Source organism: Lacinutrix gracilariae (genome assembly GCF_042684485.1).
GTDB lineage: Bacteria > Bacteroidota > Bacteroidia > Flavobacteriales > Flavobacteriaceae > Oceanihabitans > Oceanihabitans gracilariae.
Genome location: NZ_JBHULM010000011.1, coordinates 1,723,709 through 1,744,289, shown reverse-complemented (window position 1 = coordinate 1,744,289; position 20,581 = coordinate 1,723,709). Strand labels below are relative to the sequence as shown.

Here is a 20,581-nt window from a genome sequence, read left to right as displayed (position 1 = left end):
TTTACACAATTAAAAAAAGCAGAAAATTCATCGTGTCTAAATCTTTCTTTTTTACCATATTATTATGCCTTTTATTTTCTTTGAAAGTAATTGGCCAAAATTTTTATTTAAAAATTACTGGTGAAACCGAAATAGAAAATACTGTTATTGACTCTCTTTCTTATAAGCAATCACATATTGATTTTAACAGTATTAAAGCAGAAGTAAATATGCTTCAGCAAAAACTTTTTCAAATTGGTTATATTGAAAACGAAGTAAAACCATTAATAAAAGAAAATGACAGTTCTTACCTCTCATTTTTCCAACTAAAAAAAAGATACGTTGATATACATATATATTATAACGAAAAAATAGTTCCGAGAAATATCATAGAGAAAGTTACCCACCAAATAAATGACAACTATTTTATTTTACCTTTTACAGATCTAGAAAAAAGTCTATATACTTTAAATTCTAAAATTAGCGATTTAGGTTTTCCTTTTAACAAAATACAACTGCAAAATATTACCATAAAAAACAATACTACCTTAAAAGCGAATTTAACTTCTGTAACCAACACCGAAAAAAGATCTATTGATAAAATTATAATTAAAGGATATGAGAAGTTTCCTAAAGCGTATTTAAAACACTATTTAAAGTTAAAAACAAATACCACTTTTAATCTTTCTGAAATAAAAGAAAAAACGGAGGCATTAAATGATTTAAGATTTGCCAATAAAATAAAAGACCCCGAAGTACTTTTTACAAAAGACTCTACCATACTATATATGTATATTGAAAAAGCTAAAAGCAATAATTTTGATGGCTTTCTAGGTTTTGGTACTAATGAGTCTACTAATAAGATTGATTTTAATGGTTACCTAAACCTTAACCTTAATAACAATTTAAATGCTGGGGAATCTTTTAACTTGATTTATAAAAGCGATGAAAGTGAACAAAAAACATTTAATGCCAATTTAAATATTCCATATTTATTTTCTTCCCCTGTTGGAACTGAAGTAGGTTTACAAATTTTAAAAAAGGATTCCTCCTACACCAACGTAAACCAAGTTGCTAAATTATATTACCAAATAAACCCACAAACCAACATTTACTTAGGTATTAAAAACACCAACTCTAATAACCTATTAAGTGATGATAATGCAATTTCAGAAATACAGGATTACAAGTCTAACATGTATACCTTAAAGTTTAGTTACAGTAAACTACAGAACAATTATCTTTTTAATAGAAATTTATTTTTAGCATTTGAAATAGGTAACGGAAAAAGAAAATATCTTAATAATTCTGAAAACCAAACCAGCTTATTTATTGATGCCTTTAAAATATTTAATCTAAACCAAAAAAATAGCGCCTACATTAGGCTAAATGCTTCTAGTTTATTTTCTGAAAATTACTTAGAAAACGAATTATTTTTATTTGGAGGTATAAACTCTATAAGAGGTTTTGAAGAAAATAGTCTTAACGCCTCTATGTATGGACTAGTAAACACAGAATACAGATACCAATTAAGCAACTCGCTTTACATACACTCCATCATTGATTTTTCTTATTTTGAAAACAAGCTTACCATACAAAAGGAAAAACTATACGGTTTTGGATTTGGTTTCGGGCTATTAACCAAGGCAGGATTACTTAAATTTAATTATGCAAATGGTAAAAATGAAAATCAAAAATTTAAATTTTCTAATTCTAAGATTCATTTAAGTTTAACCGCAATTTTCTGAGTTATTAGCAAGCTTAAAAGCATTACTCTGAAAAAAAATTCAAAATTTTAACCTATAATTATTGTTTTATTAACTTTTTATTATGATTTTTGGCATAGACTAATTCAAATAAAATATAAAATGAAAACAAAGTTTAGTGGAATTTTAACGCTATTACTGGCGTTTGTTGTGCAATTTACGTTTGCACAAGAAAAAACAATTTCAGGAACAGTTTCTGATGAAAACGGCTTGCCTCTTCCAACGGCAACAGTTATTATTCAAGGAACTAGTACTGGGACATCAACCGATTTTGATGGAAACTATTCAATTAGTGCAAAACAAGGTGATGTTTTAATTTTCAGTTATGTTGGTTACGCAAACCAAACACAAGCTGTAGGTACATCAAGTACAATTGATGTTTCTTTACAACCTGACAACACTTTAGATGAAGTAGTTGTAACTGCTCTTGGTATAAAAAGAGAAGAGAAAGCATTAGGTTACGCGTCTCAACAAGTTAAATCGGAAGAATTAACTACAGTAAGAGATGGTAACATTGTAAACTCTTTAAGTGGTAAAGTAGCTGGTGTAAATGTAACAAGCGCATCTGGAGCTGTAGGAGCTGAAAGTAGAATCGTTATTAGAGGTATTACTTCTATTAGTGGTGATACTCAGCCTTTAGTTGTTGTAGATGGTGTTGTGCTTGATAACGGAAGTTATGGTAACTCTACAAGTAGTGGAGGTACAAGTACACCTAACGGTTTAGCAGATTTAAATCAAGATGATATCGAATCTATAAACGTTTTAAAAGGTGGTGCTGCAACTTCTTTATATGGTATGCGTGGTGCTAACGGTGTATTAGTTGTAACAACTAAATCAGGTAGATCTAAATCTGACAAATTAGGAATTGAAATTACTTCAAGTGCTAGTTTTGAAAATCCTTTTATCTTACCAGATTACCAAAACTCTTACGGACAAGGTAACAGTGCTTCATATTTTGAATATGTAGACGGTGTAACTGGAGACGGTGGAGTTGATGAAAGTTGGGGTCCTGCTTTAGATGCTGGATTAGAATTTGTTCAATGGGATTCTGTTAATGGTGAAGCTACTCCATGGGTATCTTATCCTGATAACGTAAAAGATTTCTTTGAAACTGGTATTACTACTAATAACAACATTGCATTCTCAAAATCAAGTGAAACAGTAGATGCTAGATTATCTTTAGGTTTAACAGACCAACAAGGTATTCTTTACAATACAGACCTTAGAAAATACAATATTTCTACAAAAGTAAACATGAAATTATCAGACAAATGGACTGCTGGTGTTAGTGTTAACTATATTAAAACAGAAAGTAATAACTTACCATCTGTAGGTTATGGAGATGCTAATAACCAATTAGGTCAATTAGTTTGGTCTGCAAGAAACGTAGATTATACAGCTTTAAAAGATTGGAGAAACCTTCCAACAGGTTTTGCTGCTGGAACAGATGATGCTACTCCTATTAACTGGAACTTAGCATATAACAATAACCCTTACTGGTCATTAGATACAAACACAAATGAGTTTGATAGAGACCGTCTTAATGGTAATGTAAACTTAGGATACCAATTTAGCGAGAAATTTAGTGTTTCTGTACAAACTGGTCTTGATTACTTCTCTTCATTAGATGCTAAAAAACGTGCTTTTGGTACTTATGAAACTCCAAGAGGTTCTTACCAAGAAGTTATCCGTAACCGTTCTGAAATTAACTCACAAGCTATCTTAAGTTATAACACTGATATAGGAGAGAATTTTAAAACTAGTTTAAACGTGGGAGGTAACATGATGGTTAACAACTACCACTTAAACAACATGGTAGCTGGTGAATTACAAGTACCAGATGTATATAACATTTCTAATACAAGAGATGGTGTTACTCCAACTTTACAACAATTCACTTCTAAAGAACAAATAAACAGTGTATTTGGTTTTGCTCAAATTTCTTATAGAGATTACTTATTTATTGATGTAACAGGAAGAAATGACTGGGCATCTGTATTACCAGTAAAAAACAATAGCTTCTTTTACCCAAGTGTAACTGGTAGTGCTATTGTAACAGATATGTTTGATATTTCTGGAGAAACTGTATCTTACTTAAAAGTAAGAGGAGGTTGGTCTAAAGTAGGTAGTGCAGGTCCATTAGCACCTTACAGTATTGATCCTACTTTTGCATTTTCAACATCTCCTTGGGGATCTACTCCTGTAGCTTTCTTACCTGGTACTTTATATAACCCAGAAATTGGAAATGAAGATACGCAAGAATATGAAGTTGGTTTAGAAACAAGATTATTCAACAACAGAATTAACTTAAACGCTACTTACTACGATAAGAAAACTACAGATGTAATTATGGCTAAGGATATTGATCCTGCTTCAGGTTACACTGCTTTCTGGGATAACGTAGCAGATATTACTAATAAAGGTGTTGAGTTATCTTTAGGAGCTAAAATTTTAAGAAGTGATGATGGTTTTAACTTAGGTGTTAACATTAACTTCGCTAAGAATACAAATGAAGCAAGCAATATCGATGATGACCCAACAACAAACAACGGTCAAGTTGTTTTAGGAGGATTATGGAACGTAGATGTTGTAGCTCGTGAAGGAGAAGCAGTAGGAGCTTTATATGGTCCTGGTTTCTTAAGAGATGATGCTGGAAACATTATTTATGAAAATGGTTTACCACAAGCAGATGCTACTAACAAAATATTAGGTAACATCAACCCAGATTGGACTGGAGGTTTAGGAATTAACATGTCTTACAAAAACTTTAGTTTATCTACTTTATTTGATGTGAAGTCTGGTGGAGATATTTATTCTCAAACAAACTCTTGGGGTAAATTAGCTGGTGTATTAGAAGAAACAACTCAAGGTCGTGAGACTGGTATAGTTGGTCAAGGTGTAATGGATGATGGTACAGGAAACTATGTTCCTAATAACGTTGTTACAACTGCACAAAGTTTCTTCTCTACTACGTATTCTCAAAACATTGCAGAATCTTCAGTATATGACGCATCTTTCGTAAAATGGAGAGAATTAGCATTAACTTATACTATTCCTAACAGCTTATTTAAAAACACAGGAATTGATAATATTTCTGTTGGAGCAACAGTTAGAAACGTAGCTATTCTTTACAAAAAAGTTCCACATATTGATCCAGAATCTGCTTTTAGTAGTGGTACAGGTAACCAAGGTCTTGAGTATGCACAAATACCATCTACAAGAAGTATTGGATTCAATTTAAATCTTAAATTCTAAAAAAAAAGAATATGAAAAAAATAAAATTTTTACTAGCGCTTGTAATACTGGGGCAAGCCCTTACGTTTACAAGTTGTGATGGTGATTTCGAAGAGACAAACACCGACCCTAATAATCCTGTTTCTGTTCCTGCTGAATTACTTTTAGCTGGTATTACAAGATCTGCAGGAGATAGAATACAAGATATCTTTTTAGCTGGTGAGGCTGGTTCATGTTGGGCACAACACCTAGGAAAACCAGTATATAACGATAATGAATTATATATACCAAGACAAGCTTCTATTGAAGCTTTATGGTCTGTATTATACTCATCTGTAATTAAAGATGCTGTAACAATGGAAGAATTAGCAGCAGAAGAAGGTAATAGTAACCTACAAGGTGTTGCTTTAGTAATGCAAGCATATGCTTACCAATTATTAACAGATACTTTTGGAGATATTCCAATGACTGAAGCTTCTCAAGGAGAGTCAGGAATTATTACACCTGTTTATGATGATAGTGAAACAGTAGTTTACCCTGCAATAATTAGCATGCTTACTCGAGCTAATACATTATTAAATGGTACTGGTACTATTGATGCAAGTCAAGATTTAATTTACGGTGGAGATTACACGAAATGGAAATTATTTGCAAATTCCTTAAAATTTAGAGCTTTAATGAGAGCTTCTTCTGGTGGATATAATGCAGCTGCTGAATTACAAGCTTTAGTTAACGCTGGTGAAATGTTTGCTAGCAATGATGATGAGGCTAAAATGGCTTACTTAGCTGCTTCTCCAAATGCTAACCCTTATTTTGAAGGTTTAGTTGATGGTGGTCGTGTTAACGAATGGTGTTTAGGTGAAGAATTAGTAAACTATATGATTGCTACTGGTGACCCAAGATTACCAGTTTACGCTCAAGAAGTTGGAGGTAATGGTTCTGGAAACGGTTATGTAGGTAAGCCTGCAGGTATCGAAGCAATTGGAGATTCTTTCTACGGAGATTCTAACAATGTTTCTCTTATTGGAGAAAAATATTTAGAAGCTGAAGAACCAGCTTATTTTATGTCTTTTGCTCAATTAAATTTCTTAATGGCTGAAGCTGCTGAAAAAGGTTACATTGGTGGTAGTGCTGCTGATTACTTTAATGCAGGTATCGCTGCTTCATGTTCTTCTAACGGAGTTGCTAACGTATCTATTTCTTATAGTGGTGGGCAAGCAGGATTACAACAAATAGCTGAACAATCATGGGTAGCTTTATATTTACAAGGTTTTGAAGCATGGACTGAATATAGACGTACAGGATTCCCTGTTTTACCTCTAGCAATTGATGCTCAAGAATCTTCTATTCCTAGTCGTTTAAATTACCCTATTGCACAACAATCTGTGAATGGTGTTAATTATTCTGCAGCAGTAGCCGATCAAGGTCCTGATGTATTAACTACGCCATTATGGTGGACAAACTAATTTTAAAAAAAAAACAAAATGAAAAATTTAAAAAATATATTTTTAGCATTCGCAGCATTATTTAGTATTGTTGCATGTGAGACTGATGCAGATACTGTAGCAGAGATCGCAGACGAAGCTGGACTATTAGTAGATGTTACTGCTACTTCAAATAGTTCTATCTTAGGTAGTCCTGAAGCTGGAGTACCTCTAGAAGATGCTTTAGTAACAATTACTAATGCATACTTAGATATGACTGTTTCACAAACAGCTGGAACTACGGATCAATTAGAAAAAATCGAAATTGTAAAATCATTTAATGGTGGTACTGAGATTTCTTTAGCAGAAACAACTTCTTTACCTTACAACTTAGTTATTAGTGACCTAACGTCATTATTATCTGGTACAGGTGTTGTTGAAGCTGACTTACGTATTGGTGATGTTTTAAGCTTTAGAACTAAAGTTTACAAAACTGATGGATCTGTATACTACTATAACTCTTCAATGGGAGATTATAGCTTAGTAGTTAACTGTTCTTCTGATTTAGCTGGAACATATGCTATTAACTATTCTTCTGGACTTCAAAATCACATCGTTACTGAATTAGGACCTGGTTTATATGAAATCGATTCTATGATGGGATGGCCAGGTGCTGGTTATGCTGTAACATTTACTGATACTTGTGGTGAATTAAGTTTAATTGACGAATGGCAATACTCTAACCCTATCTATGCTGAAGGATATGTAGATAATGATGGTAACATTGTTTGGACTACTTCTGGAGTAGATGGTGTTTATGATGGAAGTGCTTGGGTTATGTACAAGCAATAATTTTAATATAAAACAAAGAAAATATTATGAATAAAATATTTAAAAACATTGGATTATTAGCTCTTACAGGTATTTTAGTTACTGCTTGTAATGAAGATGATAATACAAATGAATCAATTATAGATTACAGCACTGCTACTATAACTCTTTCTTCTTCATCTGCTACATCAATTGACGAAAGTGCAATTGACGCTGATGATGAAAGTACTTATCAAATAGAAGTAGTTGCTACTTTAGCAGAAACTCAACCTGTAAACGCAGTAATTGATTTAGTTCAAGTTGGAGGTTCAGCAGATAGCGCTGACTTTGAAGGACACACAATTACTATTCCTGCGGGAAGTACTACTGGTTCTGCAACTGTAGATATATTACAAACTGGTGATATTGAAGGAGATGAAACATTAGTTATTGGAGGTTCTTCTAGAGCTAACTTTAACATTGCTGCTTTTGAGCATACCGTAACTATTACTAATGACTATATCAATACTTTTATTGATTTAGATTTAGATTGGGATGGTCAAGTTACTATTGAAGAAGAAGATGTTTCTTCTACTACAGTAGAACTTTGTGCAATTGATTTTGATGTTGTTCTTTTTGATGCAGCTACTTTTGCTAACTTAGGTTACCTAATGGCTACAGCATCATGTCCAGAAAGTGATTCTTATTTCTTTGGTGATGGAGAATACCTTCTTATTGCTGAATTATATGACAATCCACATGCTGGATTTGGAGACACTACAGATGTTCCTTTAACTTTAAACTTTAACCACGAGTATTTTGACAATAGTGGTTCAATAGTTGTTACAGGTGCTTTTGATTTATCTGCTACTTCAGGTCAAGCTCCAATAGCTTACTTAACAGTATCTAATGGAGGACAAACTTATGAAGTTACTCCTTACTAATTTTAAGTAATTAAATCATATTAAAAACCACCTCTTTTTGAGGTGGTTTTTTTATATACATAGGTTAAGCTCTACTCTATTTATAATAATGATAAAGTAAAAGCATATATAAAATGACACATGTTCATGGTTTAAATAACCTAAAATATATCTTATAAAAAACCAACTAATACAAGTTGGTTTTTTTATACCTTTGCACCAATGGAAAACAGTACACAAATATTTGGTATAAGAGCAGTTATTGAAGCAATAAATGCTAATAAAGCAATTGATAAAGTTTTTATTCAGAAAGGTCTTAAAGGAGAACTATCTCATGAACTGGAATCTTTAATTAGAAAAGAAGGTATCAATACTTCTTATGTTCCTGTAGAAAAATTAAACCGACTTACTAAAAATAACCATCAAGGTGTTGTTGCACAAATTTCACCTATTGCATTTTATAACATAGAAGATCTTGTTTTAAATGTTAATGAATCCGGAAAAACACCCTTATTTTTACTTTTAGACCAACTAAGTGATGTTAGAAACTTTGGTGCTATTATTAGAACTGCCGAATGTACAGGAGTTGATGGTATTATTATTCAGAAAAGTGGTAGTGCTCCTGTAAATGGAGATACTATAAAAACTAGTGCTGGTGCTGTATTTAAAATACCTATTTGTAAGGTAGACCACATAAAAGATGCCATGTTCTATTTACAAGCTTCAGGCATTAAAGTAATTGCTGCTACAGAGAAAACAGATAATACGCTTTATGATGTTTCTTTTAAAGAACCTTGTGCTATAATTATGGGGAGTGAAGGTCGTGGTATTAACCCTTCGGTATTAAAATTAGTAGATGCTAAAGCAAAACTACCATTACTAGGTGAAATAGAATCATTAAATGTTTCTGTTGCTTGTGGTGCTTTTTTATATGAAGCTATAAGACAACGTATGTAGTTTGCTATAAACTACTCTTTACTTTTTTTATAAATATAATGAATTGTTGTACTTCCCTCCTTTTCAGGTGTATCTTGAATTTGAGGTTTTTCTTGTACTTTGTTTTCTTGTACTTTGTTTTCTGGTTCTGTTTCTGGTTCTGTTTCTGTTTCTGGTTCTAGTAATTCTATAAAGTTTCCGTTTGCATCAAAATGTTTTAAAAAAGGATCTTCATCTTCATTGTAATCTTTTTGTTGCCAAACGTATTTTTTGGGTTTTGCTATTTCTTTTCTAAATATAAAAGCAAATAGTAAACCGGTTATTAAACCAGACAAGTGTCCTTCCCATGAAATACCTTTTTCTATTGGCATGGTATACCAAACCATGCTTCCGTAAAGAAAAATAATCAATAGAGAAAGTGCTATTAATCGGTAATGTTTAGCTAATATTCCTTTAAAAAAAGTAAAACTTACTAACACATAAATAAGTCCGCTAGCACCAATATGGTAAGATGGTCTGCCAATACACCAAGTTAAAAAACCAGAAAGTAAAATACCGTAAAAAAGTACTTTCCAAGCAATGGGTCTATAAAAATAAAAAAGCGCTGTTGATAGTACAAATAACGGAATAGTATTAGAATACAAATGTTTTATACCTGAATGTATAAATGGACTAAAAAGCACACCTTGTAGTCCAGAAAGTCTTTTTGGGTATATACCATGACTATTTAAATTTACATGAAAGCGAATTTCGAACCAAAAAACAATCCATAATATCAATACAAATGCTATTGGATAACCTAAAACTCCTGGAGTAAATTTAAATTGTTCTTGCATATTTTAAAGATAGCAAATAGTTATCCAATATGATTAAGAATGATAAATTGTCAGCAATACAAATTTTACTAAAATTATAGTTAAAAATTTCAACAAGAAGATAATTGACAACTTAGGAATTTGTAATTTTACCATTATGAATGAACCATTAGCAGAACGTTTAAGACCTAAAACTTTAGATGACTATATTAGTCAATCACACTTGATTGGTGAAAATGGTTCTTTAACAAAACAGATAAAATTAGGTTTAATTCCGTCATTAATTCTTTGGGGACCACCAGGAATTGGTAAAACTACGCTTGCCAACATTATAGCAAATGAATCTGGAAGACCTTTTTACACCTTGAGTGCTATAAATTCTGGTGTTAAAGACGTGCGTGAAGTTATTGAAAAAGCCAAACAAAGTGGAGGGCTATTTACTACCAAAAACCCTATTTTGTTTATTGATGAAATTCATAGATTTAGCAAATCACAGCAAGATTCTTTATTACAAGCAGTAGAAAAAGGATGGGTTACTTTAATTGGTGCTACCACAGAAAACCCTAGTTTTGAAGTTATTTCTGCACTTTTGTCTCGTTGCCAAATATATATTTTAAAGGCTTTTAATAAAAACGATTTAGAGACCCTTTTAAAACGCGCTATAGAAAAAGATGCGTACTTATCTAAAAAAAACATAATTCTTGAAGAAACAGATGCCTTATTAAAGCTATCAGGTGGTGACGCAAGAAAATTATTAAATATTTTTGAGTTATTAGTAAATGCTGAAGATGCTGATAAAATAGTGATTACCAATGCTAGTGTTTTAGAAAAGGTACAGAACAATACAGTACGCTATGATAAAACAGGCGAACAACATTATGATATTATTTCTGCATTTATAAAATCTATTCGTGGTAGTGACCCAAATGGTGCTGTGTATTGGTTAGCAAGAATGATTGAAGGTGGTGAAGATGTAAAATTTATCGCTAGACGTTTATTAATTGCTGCTAGTGAAGATATTGGTAATGCAAACCCAACAGCTTTAGTAATTGCTAATAATACTTTTCAGGCAGTTTCTACCATTGGATATCCAGAATCTAGAATTATACTAAGTCAATGTGCTACTTATTTGGCATGCTCACCTAAAAGTAATGCTGCATACCAAGCAATTGGTAAGGCACAACAATTAGTTAGAGAAACAGGAGATCTTTCTGTGCCTTTAGAAATTAGAAATGCGCCTACCAAGTTAATGCAAGAATTAGGTTATGGCGATAACTATAAATACGCACATAATTATGAAAATAATTTTGCGAATCAAGAGTTTTTACCTGAAGAAATTAAAAACACCAAATTGTATGATCCTAGTAACAATACTAGAGAAAATGCACATAGAGAGTTTTTAAAAAAACGATGGAAAGATAAGTATGGTTATTAGTGTTAGTTGCAACTAGAATTTAATGGTATATGTTTTTGATTGTAGTTTTTCATTTTCATAATACTCCATTACCCAACTAGCATTTAACATATAGATTATGGCTTCTTTATCTTCTACTATATACACATTAGGGATTCCTGTTTTTTTTATGGTATACACTACTTGAAGTGCATTGTCTTTTAATTGATAACCATTTGCAATACGTACAGCGGTTAAAACATCTACAGCAACAGTTTCTTCAACCTTGGTAATACTTTCTATTACTTTAGTGTCTTCTATTAATGTAGTATCTACTTTAGCAACATTTTTAGCAACATTGTTTTGTGCTTCTTTTTCTTCCTTTAAAACTTTTATCTCTTCTTTTAATTTTTCAATTTCAATATTATCTACTTTATTGCCATTCTTACTGTATGCTAGTATGTCTGGATTTTCTTGATATTGGTAATTAATCGTGTGAAAAGATCTAAATGCTTGTCTTAATGCCAAAGTATAAGCAACTTGGTACATTTTTTCTCTAGAAGAGCCAATAGCTGTTGTAAAAACAACTTCATTTTTACAATTTTTTAATTGTACTTTTAATTTAGAATTAAATACTCCAGATTCATTTAAAACATTTGCTTTTAAAGATAAACAGTTATTTAAAACGGCATCATCAGGAAATTTTTCATCTTCCATAATGGTAGTAAAACCATGTTTTTCTAAAAGAACTTTTGTTAGTGTATTTAATCTATATTGGTCTGGTTCATTTAAAAAATCGAACTTGTTTGGTACAATTACATATTTATAATCATTAATATTAATTTGAGCTTGTATTTGATTACATGTAAATACTGCTATAAAAAGGAAAAAGATAATTTTAGTTTTCATTGCTTTTAAATATATAGTTAAAACCTAATTGCAAAGATACACTTTGTGCTTTTGCTAGGTTTTTATATTTTAATAAATTATCTGCTGCAATATAAAAATGTATATTTTTAATAGTAGTTGATACTGCCAAACCTACATTACTAAAAGAATAAGCGTCTAATGTATAACTAGTTTTTATACCTAGATTAGAAAGTAGTCTTCTATAATAAAATGCCGTTAATGCTGCTTGTGGTTTTCTTGGTCTCTTCATTAAAAAGAGATGTGCTCCTATTCTATTTTGAAAGTCTTCTTGTACAGATAAGCAATTACATTCTTTACTGTTTTTTTTACCAAATGCATACTGCAAAACAGCATTAAACTTTATAGGTTTGGCCAAAGTATATTTGGTATTGGTAGTATCTATTTTAAATAATTCTTCAAAGTCTTCTTCTACAGTATCCCAATATTCTTCTGCTGTTTGTCCTTCACCAGATTCTGGAAACAAAGGATTTATTCCTTCAAACGTAAGGTTTCCGTCTAGTTGATAATTTTCAACATCCTTATTATACTTTATAAAACCTACATCTTGAATACTTGCTTCTAGCATCCATTGGTCTGTAAAACTATAGGTAAAACCAATATCTAATCCTAAACCCAAATTGCCTCCAAAAAAGGCTCGTTGTACTATGGTACTTATATCTTTACTTAATTCTGTATTTTCATCCTCTAAAAGGCTTTTAAGTCCACTGGTTTGTACTTCTAAATCTAAATAAAACTGATGGTTTAAAAAGTTGTTTTCACCAACTGTAGTTTGAAAAGTACCTCTATTATTTGTAGCGTTAACATTAAAAATGCTAGAATAAATTTTACCTCGTAGTCCATAGGTTAGCTTTTTATTCACTTTTTTATTAAATCCTAGATGAAAGACAGCAAGTATCTCTGCACTAGTATTTAAATGTCCTAAATTAAAAACTCTATCTATATTTTCATGGTTTCCTTCATACGCTAAAACAGCATAATCTTTAGGAAAATATACAAAAGCATTGGTTTCTTGGTACATACCAAAAGAAAGGTATTTATCTTTTTCAAAACCTCTACCAAAAGCAAAACCTGCAGAAAACAAATCTAGTTGTTGGTTAACAGCAAAATAATCGGTGTCTTTCATAGCGTAAATAGCATCTTTTAATTTGCTATTAAAATCGCGACCATCATCTGCAAAAACATCATAGACAGTTAGCTTAGACATGCCTAAATTAGCGTGTATATGAGACAGAAAAGGTATACCAATAAAACCATTATTAGTTACAGGAGCTCCTGGATTTATTAAAAGGTTTTGTGGTATTTCATGAAAGCCATACAATAGCTGCTTGTTTTGCGCAAAAGTTACACAACAAGTAGTTATTAGTAATAACAGACTTAGTGCTTTCATGTAGAAGTGTCTAGATTAAGATAAAAGGTGGCTTTAGACCTAAATTTTAAGTTTCCAGGGCTTTCTTCGGTTAAAATAGAACCATCATTACTTGGCATTAAAGTAAGTGTGATTACTAACTTTGTAGTTTGTTTAAATGCTTGTAAAGATTGGTTTTCAAAGATTTCTAGGTGTTCTGCTAAAATTTCTTCTTGATTTAAGGAAGCTGCAACAGAAAAACTAAAACTATGTTGCAAAACGTTTGCTTGATCTAGCAAATCTACTTGCGCTTGAAAGCTTCTATTTATAGTATTTGTTACTTCAAATAGAAATATGGCTTTTGTAAGATTATCTACAGTAAATGCATCTGCAAACACATCTACATTAACAGAATCTCTAACTATGCTTTGTTCTGTTATTCCATTTACAAAAGAACTTGCTGGTGTATCAAAATAAATTACACTAGCATCTATTATAGGTGAAATTGCAAAACTTTCGCTTTGCGAAAAATCTATATCACTTACACAAGCGGTTAGACATAATACACCTGTAAAAAGAAGAATTGAATATTTTAAAGCACACTTAAACATAACGTAAACCACTTATTATTAGTGACTTACTAAATTTAAGCTATTTTATTTAAAAAAACTTTTTTAACTCTATTAAAGTTTCAATTTTTTTAATTTTTGCATCTAAAGTAAAATTATGATAATTAAAACATATAGCATCTATACCAAAATCTAATGCACCAAGTATATCTGCCTCATAATTATCTCCAATCATGACACTTTGTGCTTTTGTAGTATTGGCAAGACCTAAAGCATGGTCAAAAATTTTAGGGTTTGGTTTTTTAACACCTACCATTTCACTATTGGTTACTGTTTTAAAGTAATTATTAATGTTTGCTTTTTCTAACTTTTTATGTTGTACTTCATGAAAACCGTTAGTAATAATATGCAAATTATAATTAGGTTTCAGGTATTCTAAAATATCTACAGTACCTTCAAACAAATGATTAAAACTAGAAAGATGTGTAATATAGTCTTCTGAAAGCTGATGGATTAAGGCTTGATCTGCTGTAAAACGTATCGCTTCAAAAGTATCTGAAAGTCTTTTATAACGTAAATTTACTTTATCAATTTTTTCTTCTCGAAAAAGCTTCCAATAATTAAGATTTATTGGTTCATAATGTTTTAAAAATTCTTCGGTATTAATAGTAACATTATTTATTTCAAATATTTTTTGAAAGGTTAAAGCGGAGTTTTTATCAAAATCCCAAAGGGTATGATCTAAATCAAAAAAAATATCTGTTATGTTTTTATGCATCGTTTGGAGAGTCAATTATTATATTAAAAAGTTCTTTAAATCCATGCCATCTTTCTACATCACTAAAGGTATAATTATGAAACACAGGAATAAAAGAACCGTTTACTTTTTTAATTTCATTTATTACTTGGTTTAACACCTTCTTTTTATCTAAAAGCGAATTGTTTTTCAGTAAGGCATAGTCTAATAAATGGTATGAGTATATTTTTAAAGGTGTTTGCACTTCATAATCTAAATCATAGAAGAAAAAAGGTGTACAGGTTCCTGCTCTAAAACCAATATGGTTTACAAAACCCATGGTATAATCTTCTGGAACTTCTAATTCTACCAAATTTCTATAGGTTTCTGGTAGATTTAATTTTGAAAACGAATTTCTAGAAGCCAGTAAGGATGTATTTATAACAGCTTCTAGTTTTTCTTTTTCTTGTTTTAGTATTTTAAAATTAGAGATTGCAAAATAGGATGCTTTTAAACCTACAATACTATAGTCTGATACTTGTTTGATTAACGAAACAAACTGTGCTTTATTTATATTTATATTTTTATCATAGGTAGAATAATCACCAATTAAAAAGAAAAACACAAACTTAAATTTAGTTTGTTTTTGCTTGTTTAATATGTACTTAAAAGTATCATACGTATCTCTTTTGAATCCAAATAAAACCGAAAATCTAGTATATAATCTTTTAAATTTAAAGCTTACTAAATCATGTAATGTACCACCAAAACTTCGCATAAGTCCTTTATTTTTAAAAGTAAATGCTTCAGGAACATCAATTACAGGAATTACTTGGTATTGTTTTGTGGCAAACTGAAAATCTGGATAATTTTCTTGTAGTATTTTTTTAAACTTATACGCCCAAATATCTACAATGGGTTGTTGCAAAAAATTATGTTTATAGGCTAAACTTTCTTCTGCTGTAAAGCGCGAATAATCATCTTTTACATGAGGTAAATACTCTTCATACCTAGAAAGCATATAAAAAGAAGCTGCAAAAATATCATAAGGTAAAACGCTTTTATCTCCTGCAGTAAAAAAGCCTTTGGTGTCTTCCCAGTTTTGTACATTAATATCTACATCACTTAGTCCTTGCTCAAACAACAAATGGTGACTACGAATAAAAATTTCATGGCTTAATGGTTGTTTGGTATAAGATATTTTTAAACTATCATGTGCTATAAACTCTTCTATAGTTGTAGTAAATGTAACAGGAAGACCTAAAATTCTAGTACATATATGTTTAAAAACATATTTAACTCTTGGTGTAATTTTATGTGTATATACTAGTAACATGTTTTTTTAGTAGCAGTATTGAGTAGCAATTGGCAGCAAATAATTATTTCAAATGTAATAAAAGCATCTGTATTTAGCTTACCAATACCTTGTAAAAGGTATAACTATTTCTAATTTACACATACCCATTTTTATTTTATAGTATCTACCTTTTTTACTTTTAGCTATATCACTTTTAAATTTTAGATGCTTTTACAATAGCGCTTCGTCTGCAAAACTAAAGTATGCTTTTTCGGTTATAATTAAGTGGTCTAGCACTTTAATATCTAAACTTTGTGCTGCAGTTTTAAGTTTATTGGTAATTTGCTTATCTGCTTGGCTAGGTTTTAAAGTTCCTGAAGGATGGTTATGCGCCAAGATAATTCCTGTAGCACTAACCTCTAAGGCTGTTTTTAGTGCTAAGCGAACATCTACTAAGGTTCCTGTAATACCACCTTTACTCAATTGGTTTTTCTGTATTACTTTATTCGAGTTGTTTAAATATATAATCCAGAATTCTTCATGCGCCAAATCGCCAATTATAGGTTGCATTAGTTCAAAAACCGAAACACTAGAGGCTATTTTCTTTTTTTCTAAGGCCTCTCCTGCTCTACGTCTTCTTCCTAATTCTAATGCAGCAGTAATACTTATTGCTTTAGCTTCACCAATACCTTTAAATTGCATGAGTTGTTTTATAGACAGTTTACCAAGTTCACTTAAGTTGTTATCTACACTCGCCAAAATACGTTTACATAAGGCAACAGCACTTTCTTCTCTATTTCCAGAGCCTATTAAAATAGCAACCAACTCTGCATCACTTAAAGCAAGCTTGCCTTTATCGCGAAGTTTTTCGCGAGGCTGATCATCTTGACTCCAATTTTTTATGGAAAAGGAAGCTGGTTTTTCTTGCATCTTATAAATATAATTATTGTAAATTGATAAATCAAAAAACATACATTTAAATTCATTTTCCTTTTGAAGTATCCTCCTAAGCACCACCAAGATAACTCTAAAAGCAACTTATTAGAAGTCATTAAAACCTATCCGCTTGCAACCCTTATTTCGGTAAAGGATAACCAACCTTTTATTACGCATTTACCATTAATTTATAGAGAAACCGATGGTAAACTTATTGGCCATATTGATATTTATAATCCGCAAACCAAGTTATTACAAGATAATAATGAGGTAACGATTATCTTTTCTGGTCCACAATGCTATATTTCACCAAGCATTTATACTACCACACAATTACCTACATGGAATTACGTAAAAGTGCACCTTAAAGGAAGCGTTAAAGCCATTGAAAATAAAGAAGCTTTAAAAGAATCCTTAATAAAAATGACCGAATTTTTAGAAGCTCCAGAACACAAATATATTCTAGAAGTAGACAACCCAAGAATGGAAGCTAATCTAGAATATATTAAACTATTTGAAATTACTATAGATTCTTGGGAAGGCAAATTTAAACTCTCACAAGACAAAAAAACCATAGATACTGCTAACGCTAAAGCGGAATTGATTCGTGCTAGTCAAGAAAGTATTCAGGTGTTTTTAGATACTATATTTAATTAACCAAAGTATACGACTCTAATCGTCTTTCAAGAAAATGTTGAGCAGTAGAAAGAAAAGTACTTGTATTTAAAACCAAGCCTATACCATCTGCATAGTAATAATGCGAAATTCCTGGGTACTGATTGCCATCTTGATCTCTTGCATATAATTCCATATCTAAAGCATCAAATGTTCCTGCAGCTGTGGTAACATTATAGCTGTTTTCTGCTAAGCGCAGATACTGCAAAAGAGAAGTATTAAACGAATCTATTAATCTTTCTTCATGATTTTCTCTAAGAAAAATAATATCGTTTCTATCATTTATCAAATTCCCTGAATCTTCTCTAAAGTATCTAAAAGATTCTCCATTTGTTGGATAATTGGGTGAGTTAACATCGTTACCTGTTGTAAAATATCTAAATTTAAAATAGGTTTCGCCTTCTATTTCTTCGGTAGAAACAATAGATACAGATTCGGTAATAGTACTAGCTTCAAAACTATTACTAGATGAATTATAATCATAATAGCGATACTCCCAAGAATTACCAACTGTTAAGGCGTAAAATCCAGCCTCTGGTGTTGTCACACTATTATTAGTAGTATCATCATCAGAATTACAAGAAAAGAAAAGGGTAAAAAAGCATACAGAAAAAAGAATACGTTTCATATTTATTTGGTTTGATTAATAGTTAAAAAACGTAATTATGCTTTATAAAATACTGGTTTGGTTGGTTTTAGCATAACGCATCTATTCTTGTTTTATTTTATAGAACGCTATAATTTTTAACTTAGATGCTGAATCTGCTCAAAAGAGATACTTCGACAGGATCAGTATGACAACTGCTTAATCATTAAAGATGTATAGCATTGAAAACTGCTCTTTATCATTTTGAATTTAATACGGAATCTACTCAAAAGAGATACTTTGACAAGCTCAGTATGACAACCGCTTAATCATTAAACATGTATAGCATAAAAAACTGCTCTTTATCATTTTGAATTTAATACGGAATTGCTGAGAAGAGATACTTCGACAAGCTCAGTATGACAACCGCTTAATCATTAAACATGTATAGCATTAAAAACTACTATTTGTCGTTTTGAATTTAATACGGAATTACTGAAAAGAGATACTTCGACAAGCTCAGTATGACAATCGCTTAATCATTAAACATGTATAGCATGAAAAACTACTATTTATGGTTTTGAATTTAATACGGAATTGCTGAAAAGAGATACCTAGACAGGCTCAGTATGACAACTGCTTAATCATTAAAGATGTATAGCATTGAAAACTGCTCTTTATCGTTTTGAATTTAAGACGGAATCTGATGAAAAGAGATACCTAGACAGGCTCAGTATGACAACCGCTTAATCAATAAACATGTATAGCATGAAAAACTATTATTTGTCGTTTTGAATTTAATACGGAATCTGATGAGAAGAGATACTTCGACAGGCTCAGTATGCCAATATTTTAATGGATTAACTCTTTAACCGCATCAAAATCTAAACCTCCATAATTACCAGAACTCATTAACAACAAGGCTGTATTATCAAAGTTTTGTTTAAAAAGAAAGTCTTTAAACGCTTCTGGATTGGTATAAATAACTAAATCATCACGCTTAAAAGCATTTGCAATTTGGTCTTGTGTTACTTCTTCTAGTTTTTTAATTTCTACTGCATGCGGACTGTAAAATACTACAGCAACATCTGCTGCATCTAAAGCTCCTTTATATTCCTTTAAAAACTCAGCATTTAAACTACTATAAGTATGTAGTTCTAAACAAGCTATTAATTTTCTATCGTTATATTGTTCTTTTACTGCTTTAGTGGTTGCTTCTACCTTACTTGGCGAATGTGCAAAATCTTTATAAGCTACAGCGTTATTACTTTCGGCAATTTTTTCTAATCGCTTGCTTGCACCTTTAAATGTTGAAATTGCTTCATAAAAATCGTCTTCATCAATTCCCATGTGTTGGCAAATCCATTTTGCTCCTGCTAGGTTATTAAGATTGTGTTTACCAAAAATTTCAATTGGCATTAAACCTTCAGGTGTTTCTAATAAGGTTTCTCCATCTTCAACAGTATATTCTGGTGTGTGGTAAGCAATTTTACGAATAGGATTTTCTGATGCTTCTACTACGCGTTTCACCTCAGCATCTTCTTCGTTATAATTTATACTTCCTCCTTTAACAATACTATCTACAAAAATGCTAAACTGTTCTACATAGTTTTCATAAGTAGGAAACACGTTTATATGATCCCAAGCAATACCACTTAACAATGCTATGTTTGGTTTGTATAAATGAAATTTTGGTCTTCTATCTATTGGAGAACTTAAATATTCATCACCTTCTAAAACAATAAAATCATTGTCATCTGTTAATTTCACCATGACATCAAAACCTTCTAATTGTGCACCTACCATATAATCTACATCGCGATCATGATAATGCATCACGTGTAAAATCATAGAAGTAATGGTAGTTTTACCATGACTACCACCAATAACAACTCTAGTTTTATGTTTAGACTGCTCGTACAAAAACTCTGGATAACTGTATATTTTTAAGCCTAACTCTTGTGCTTTTAACAATTCTGGATTGTCTGCTTTAGCATGCATACCTAAAACAATAGCATCTAAATTTGCTGTTATTTTTTCTGGAAACCAGCCAAAAGATTCTGGTAATAATCCTTTTGCTGCTAACCTAGATTTAGAAGGCTCAAAAATAGTATCATCGCTTCCTGTTACTTGATATCCTTTATTGTGTAATGCTAAGGCTAGATTGTGCATTGCAGATCCACCAATAGCTATAAAATGTACGTTCATGTTTTATTTTTGAAGATGC

17 protein-coding genes are annotated in these 20,581 nt (G+C 31.2%); 8 read left to right on the top strand and 9 right to left on the bottom strand.

The features are described from left to right. The first annotated feature begins 80 nt into the window (after window positions 1–80). From ACFSSB_RS14610 to rlmB, 6 genes are all read left to right on the top strand, one after another. On the top strand, window positions 81–1,727 hold the full coding sequence (locus ACFSSB_RS14610; protein WP_379905563.1) for a POTRA domain-containing protein: 1,647 nt from the start codon (window positions 81–83) through the stop codon (window positions 1,725–1,727). A 120-nt stretch (window positions 1,728–1,847) separates the two neighbouring features. Next, a complete protein-coding gene (locus ACFSSB_RS14605; RefSeq protein ID WP_379905561.1) occupies window positions 1,848–5,000 on the top strand; it encodes a SusC/RagA family TonB-linked outer membrane protein in 3,153 nt (1,050 codons plus the stop codon). Window positions 5,001–5,011: 11 nt separating this feature from the next. Beyond that, window positions 5,012–6,445: a SusD/RagB family nutrient-binding outer membrane lipoprotein gene (locus ACFSSB_RS14600; RefSeq protein ID WP_379905559.1), complete on the top strand. Its 1,434-nt coding sequence runs from the start codon at window positions 5,012–5,014 to the stop codon at window positions 6,443–6,445. Window positions 6,446–6,463: 18 nt separating this feature from the next. Then, window positions 6,464–7,255, top strand: coding sequence for a hypothetical protein (locus tag ACFSSB_RS14595; RefSeq protein ID WP_379905557.1), 792 nt, complete (start codon window positions 6,464–6,466; stop codon window positions 7,253–7,255). 26 nt (window positions 7,256–7,281) lie between these two features. Continuing rightward, the gene (locus ACFSSB_RS14590; protein ID WP_379905555.1) at window positions 7,282–8,157 is read left to right on the top strand and encodes a hypothetical protein; all 876 of its coding nucleotides are present in this window, start codon (window positions 7,282–7,284) and stop codon (window positions 8,155–8,157) included. A gap of 201 nt (window positions 8,158–8,358) precedes the next feature. Next, a complete protein-coding gene (gene rlmB, locus ACFSSB_RS14585; protein WP_379905553.1) occupies window positions 8,359–9,093 on the top strand; it encodes a 23S rRNA (guanosine(2251)-2'-O)-methyltransferase RlmB in 735 nt (244 codons plus the stop codon). 11 nt (window positions 9,094–9,104) lie between these two features. Here rlmB and ACFSSB_RS14580 read toward each other — a convergent pair whose 3' ends face one another. Then, on the bottom strand, window positions 9,105–9,908 hold the full coding sequence (locus ACFSSB_RS14580) for a rhomboid family intramembrane serine protease (protein WP_379905551.1): 804 nt from the start codon (window positions 9,906–9,908) through the stop codon (window positions 9,105–9,107). A 136-nt stretch (window positions 9,909–10,044) separates the two neighbouring features. Here ACFSSB_RS14580 and ACFSSB_RS14575 point away from each other — a divergent pair, with 136 nt between their 5' ends. Continuing rightward, window positions 10,045–11,322 carry a replication-associated recombination protein A gene (locus ACFSSB_RS14575; protein ID WP_379905549.1) on the top strand — a complete coding sequence of 426 codons (1,278 nt, stop codon included), beginning with the start codon at window positions 10,045–10,047 and terminating at the stop codon, window positions 11,320–11,322. Window positions 11,323–11,334: 12 nt separating this feature from the next. Here ACFSSB_RS14575 and ACFSSB_RS14570 read toward each other — a convergent pair whose 3' ends face one another. From ACFSSB_RS14570 to radC, 6 genes are all read right to left on the bottom strand, one after another. After that, on the bottom strand, window positions 11,335–12,189 hold the full coding sequence (locus ACFSSB_RS14570; protein ID WP_379905547.1) for a hypothetical protein: 855 nt from the start codon (window positions 12,187–12,189) through the stop codon (window positions 11,335–11,337). Then, entirely contained in the window at window positions 12,179–13,597 is a 1,419-nt protein-coding gene (locus tag ACFSSB_RS14565) for a DUF5723 family protein (protein WP_379905545.1), read from the bottom strand. The genes ACFSSB_RS14570 and ACFSSB_RS14565 overlap by 11 nt, the downstream gene beginning before the upstream one ends. Further along, window positions 13,594–14,166 carry a hypothetical protein gene (locus ACFSSB_RS14560; protein ID WP_379905543.1) on the bottom strand — a complete coding sequence of 191 codons (573 nt, stop codon included), beginning with the start codon at window positions 14,164–14,166 and terminating at the stop codon, window positions 13,594–13,596. Before ACFSSB_RS14560 ends, ACFSSB_RS14565 begins: the two co-directional genes overlap by 4 nt. A gap of 49 nt (window positions 14,167–14,215) precedes the next feature. Next, complete coding sequence (locus ACFSSB_RS14555) at window positions 14,216–14,902, bottom strand: YjjG family noncanonical pyrimidine nucleotidase (RefSeq protein WP_379905541.1); 687 nt, start codon at window positions 14,900–14,902, stop codon at window positions 14,216–14,218. After that, window positions 14,895–16,196 carry a polysaccharide deacetylase family protein gene (locus tag ACFSSB_RS14550; protein WP_379905539.1) on the bottom strand — a complete coding sequence of 434 codons (1,302 nt, stop codon included), beginning with the start codon at window positions 16,194–16,196 and terminating at the stop codon, window positions 14,895–14,897. Before ACFSSB_RS14550 ends, ACFSSB_RS14555 begins: the two co-directional genes overlap by 8 nt. A 192-nt stretch (window positions 16,197–16,388) precedes the next feature. Next, the gene (radC, locus tag ACFSSB_RS14545) at window positions 16,389–17,087 is read right to left on the bottom strand and encodes a RadC family protein (RefSeq protein ID WP_379905537.1); all 699 of its coding nucleotides are present in this window, start codon (window positions 17,085–17,087) and stop codon (window positions 16,389–16,391) included. Window positions 17,088–17,150: 63 nt separating this feature from the next. On the opposite strand from radC, the gene ACFSSB_RS14540 reads away from it, so the two are divergent. After that, window positions 17,151–17,750: an FMN-binding negative transcriptional regulator gene (locus ACFSSB_RS14540; RefSeq protein WP_379905535.1), complete on the top strand. Its 600-nt coding sequence runs from the start codon at window positions 17,151–17,153 to the stop codon at window positions 17,748–17,750. Here the strand turns inward: ACFSSB_RS14540 and ACFSSB_RS14535 are convergent. Both ACFSSB_RS14535 and ACFSSB_RS14530 read right to left on the bottom strand, forming a co-directional pair. Next, entirely contained in the window at window positions 17,743–18,396 is a 654-nt protein-coding gene (locus tag ACFSSB_RS14535) for a hypothetical protein (protein ID WP_379905533.1), read from the bottom strand. The two genes, ACFSSB_RS14540 and ACFSSB_RS14535, sit on opposite strands and share 8 nt — an antisense overlap. A gap of 810 nt (window positions 18,397–19,206) precedes the next feature. Continuing rightward, entirely contained in the window at window positions 19,207–20,562 is a 1,356-nt protein-coding gene (locus ACFSSB_RS14530; RefSeq protein WP_379905531.1) for a UDP-N-acetylmuramate--L-alanine ligase, read from the bottom strand. Between the last annotated feature and the right edge of the window lie 19 nt (window positions 20,563–20,581).

Coding starts and splice junctions, on each gene's coding strand:
- radC (WP_379905537.1), bottom strand. CDS start 17,087: ATGCAAGAAAAACCAGCTTCCTTTTCCATAAAAAATTGGAGTCAAGAT.
- ACFSSB_RS14605 (WP_379905561.1), top strand. CDS start 1,848: ATGAAAACAAAGTTTAGTGGAATTTTAACGCTATTACTGGCGTTTGTT.
- ACFSSB_RS14560 (WP_379905543.1), bottom strand. CDS start 14,166: ATGTTTAAGTGTGCTTTAAAATATTCAATTCTTCTTTTTACAGGTGTA.
- ACFSSB_RS14575 (WP_379905549.1), top strand. CDS start 10,045: ATGAATGAACCATTAGCAGAACGTTTAAGACCTAAAACTTTAGATGAC.
- ACFSSB_RS14590 (WP_379905555.1), top strand. CDS start 7,282: ATGAATAAAATATTTAAAAACATTGGATTATTAGCTCTTACAGGTATT.
- ACFSSB_RS14535 (WP_379905533.1), bottom strand. CDS start 18,396: ATGAAACGTATTCTTTTTTCTGTATGCTTTTTTACCCTTTTCTTTTCT.
- rlmB (WP_379905553.1), top strand. CDS start 8,359: ATGGAAAACAGTACACAAATATTTGGTATAAGAGCAGTTATTGAAGCA.
- ACFSSB_RS14550 (WP_379905539.1), bottom strand. CDS start 16,196: ATGTTACTAGTATATACACATAAAATTACACCAAGAGTTAAATATGTT.
- ACFSSB_RS14595 (WP_379905557.1), top strand. CDS start 6,464: ATGAAAAATTTAAAAAATATATTTTTAGCATTCGCAGCATTATTTAGT.
- ACFSSB_RS14570 (WP_379905547.1), bottom strand. CDS start 12,189: ATGAAAACTAAAATTATCTTTTTCCTTTTTATAGCAGTATTTACATGT.
- ACFSSB_RS14555 (WP_379905541.1), bottom strand. CDS start 14,902: ATGCATAAAAACATAACAGATATTTTTTTTGATTTAGATCATACCCTT.
- ACFSSB_RS14600 (WP_379905559.1), top strand. CDS start 5,012: ATGAAAAAAATAAAATTTTTACTAGCGCTTGTAATACTGGGGCAAGCC.
- ACFSSB_RS14580 (WP_379905551.1), bottom strand. CDS start 9,908: ATGCAAGAACAATTTAAATTTACTCCAGGAGTTTTAGGTTATCCAATA.
- ACFSSB_RS14565 (WP_379905545.1), bottom strand. CDS start 13,597: ATGAAAGCACTAAGTCTGTTATTACTAATAACTACTTGTTGTGTAACT.
- ACFSSB_RS14530 (WP_379905531.1), bottom strand. CDS start 20,562: ATGAACGTACATTTTATAGCTATTGGTGGATCTGCAATGCACAATCTA.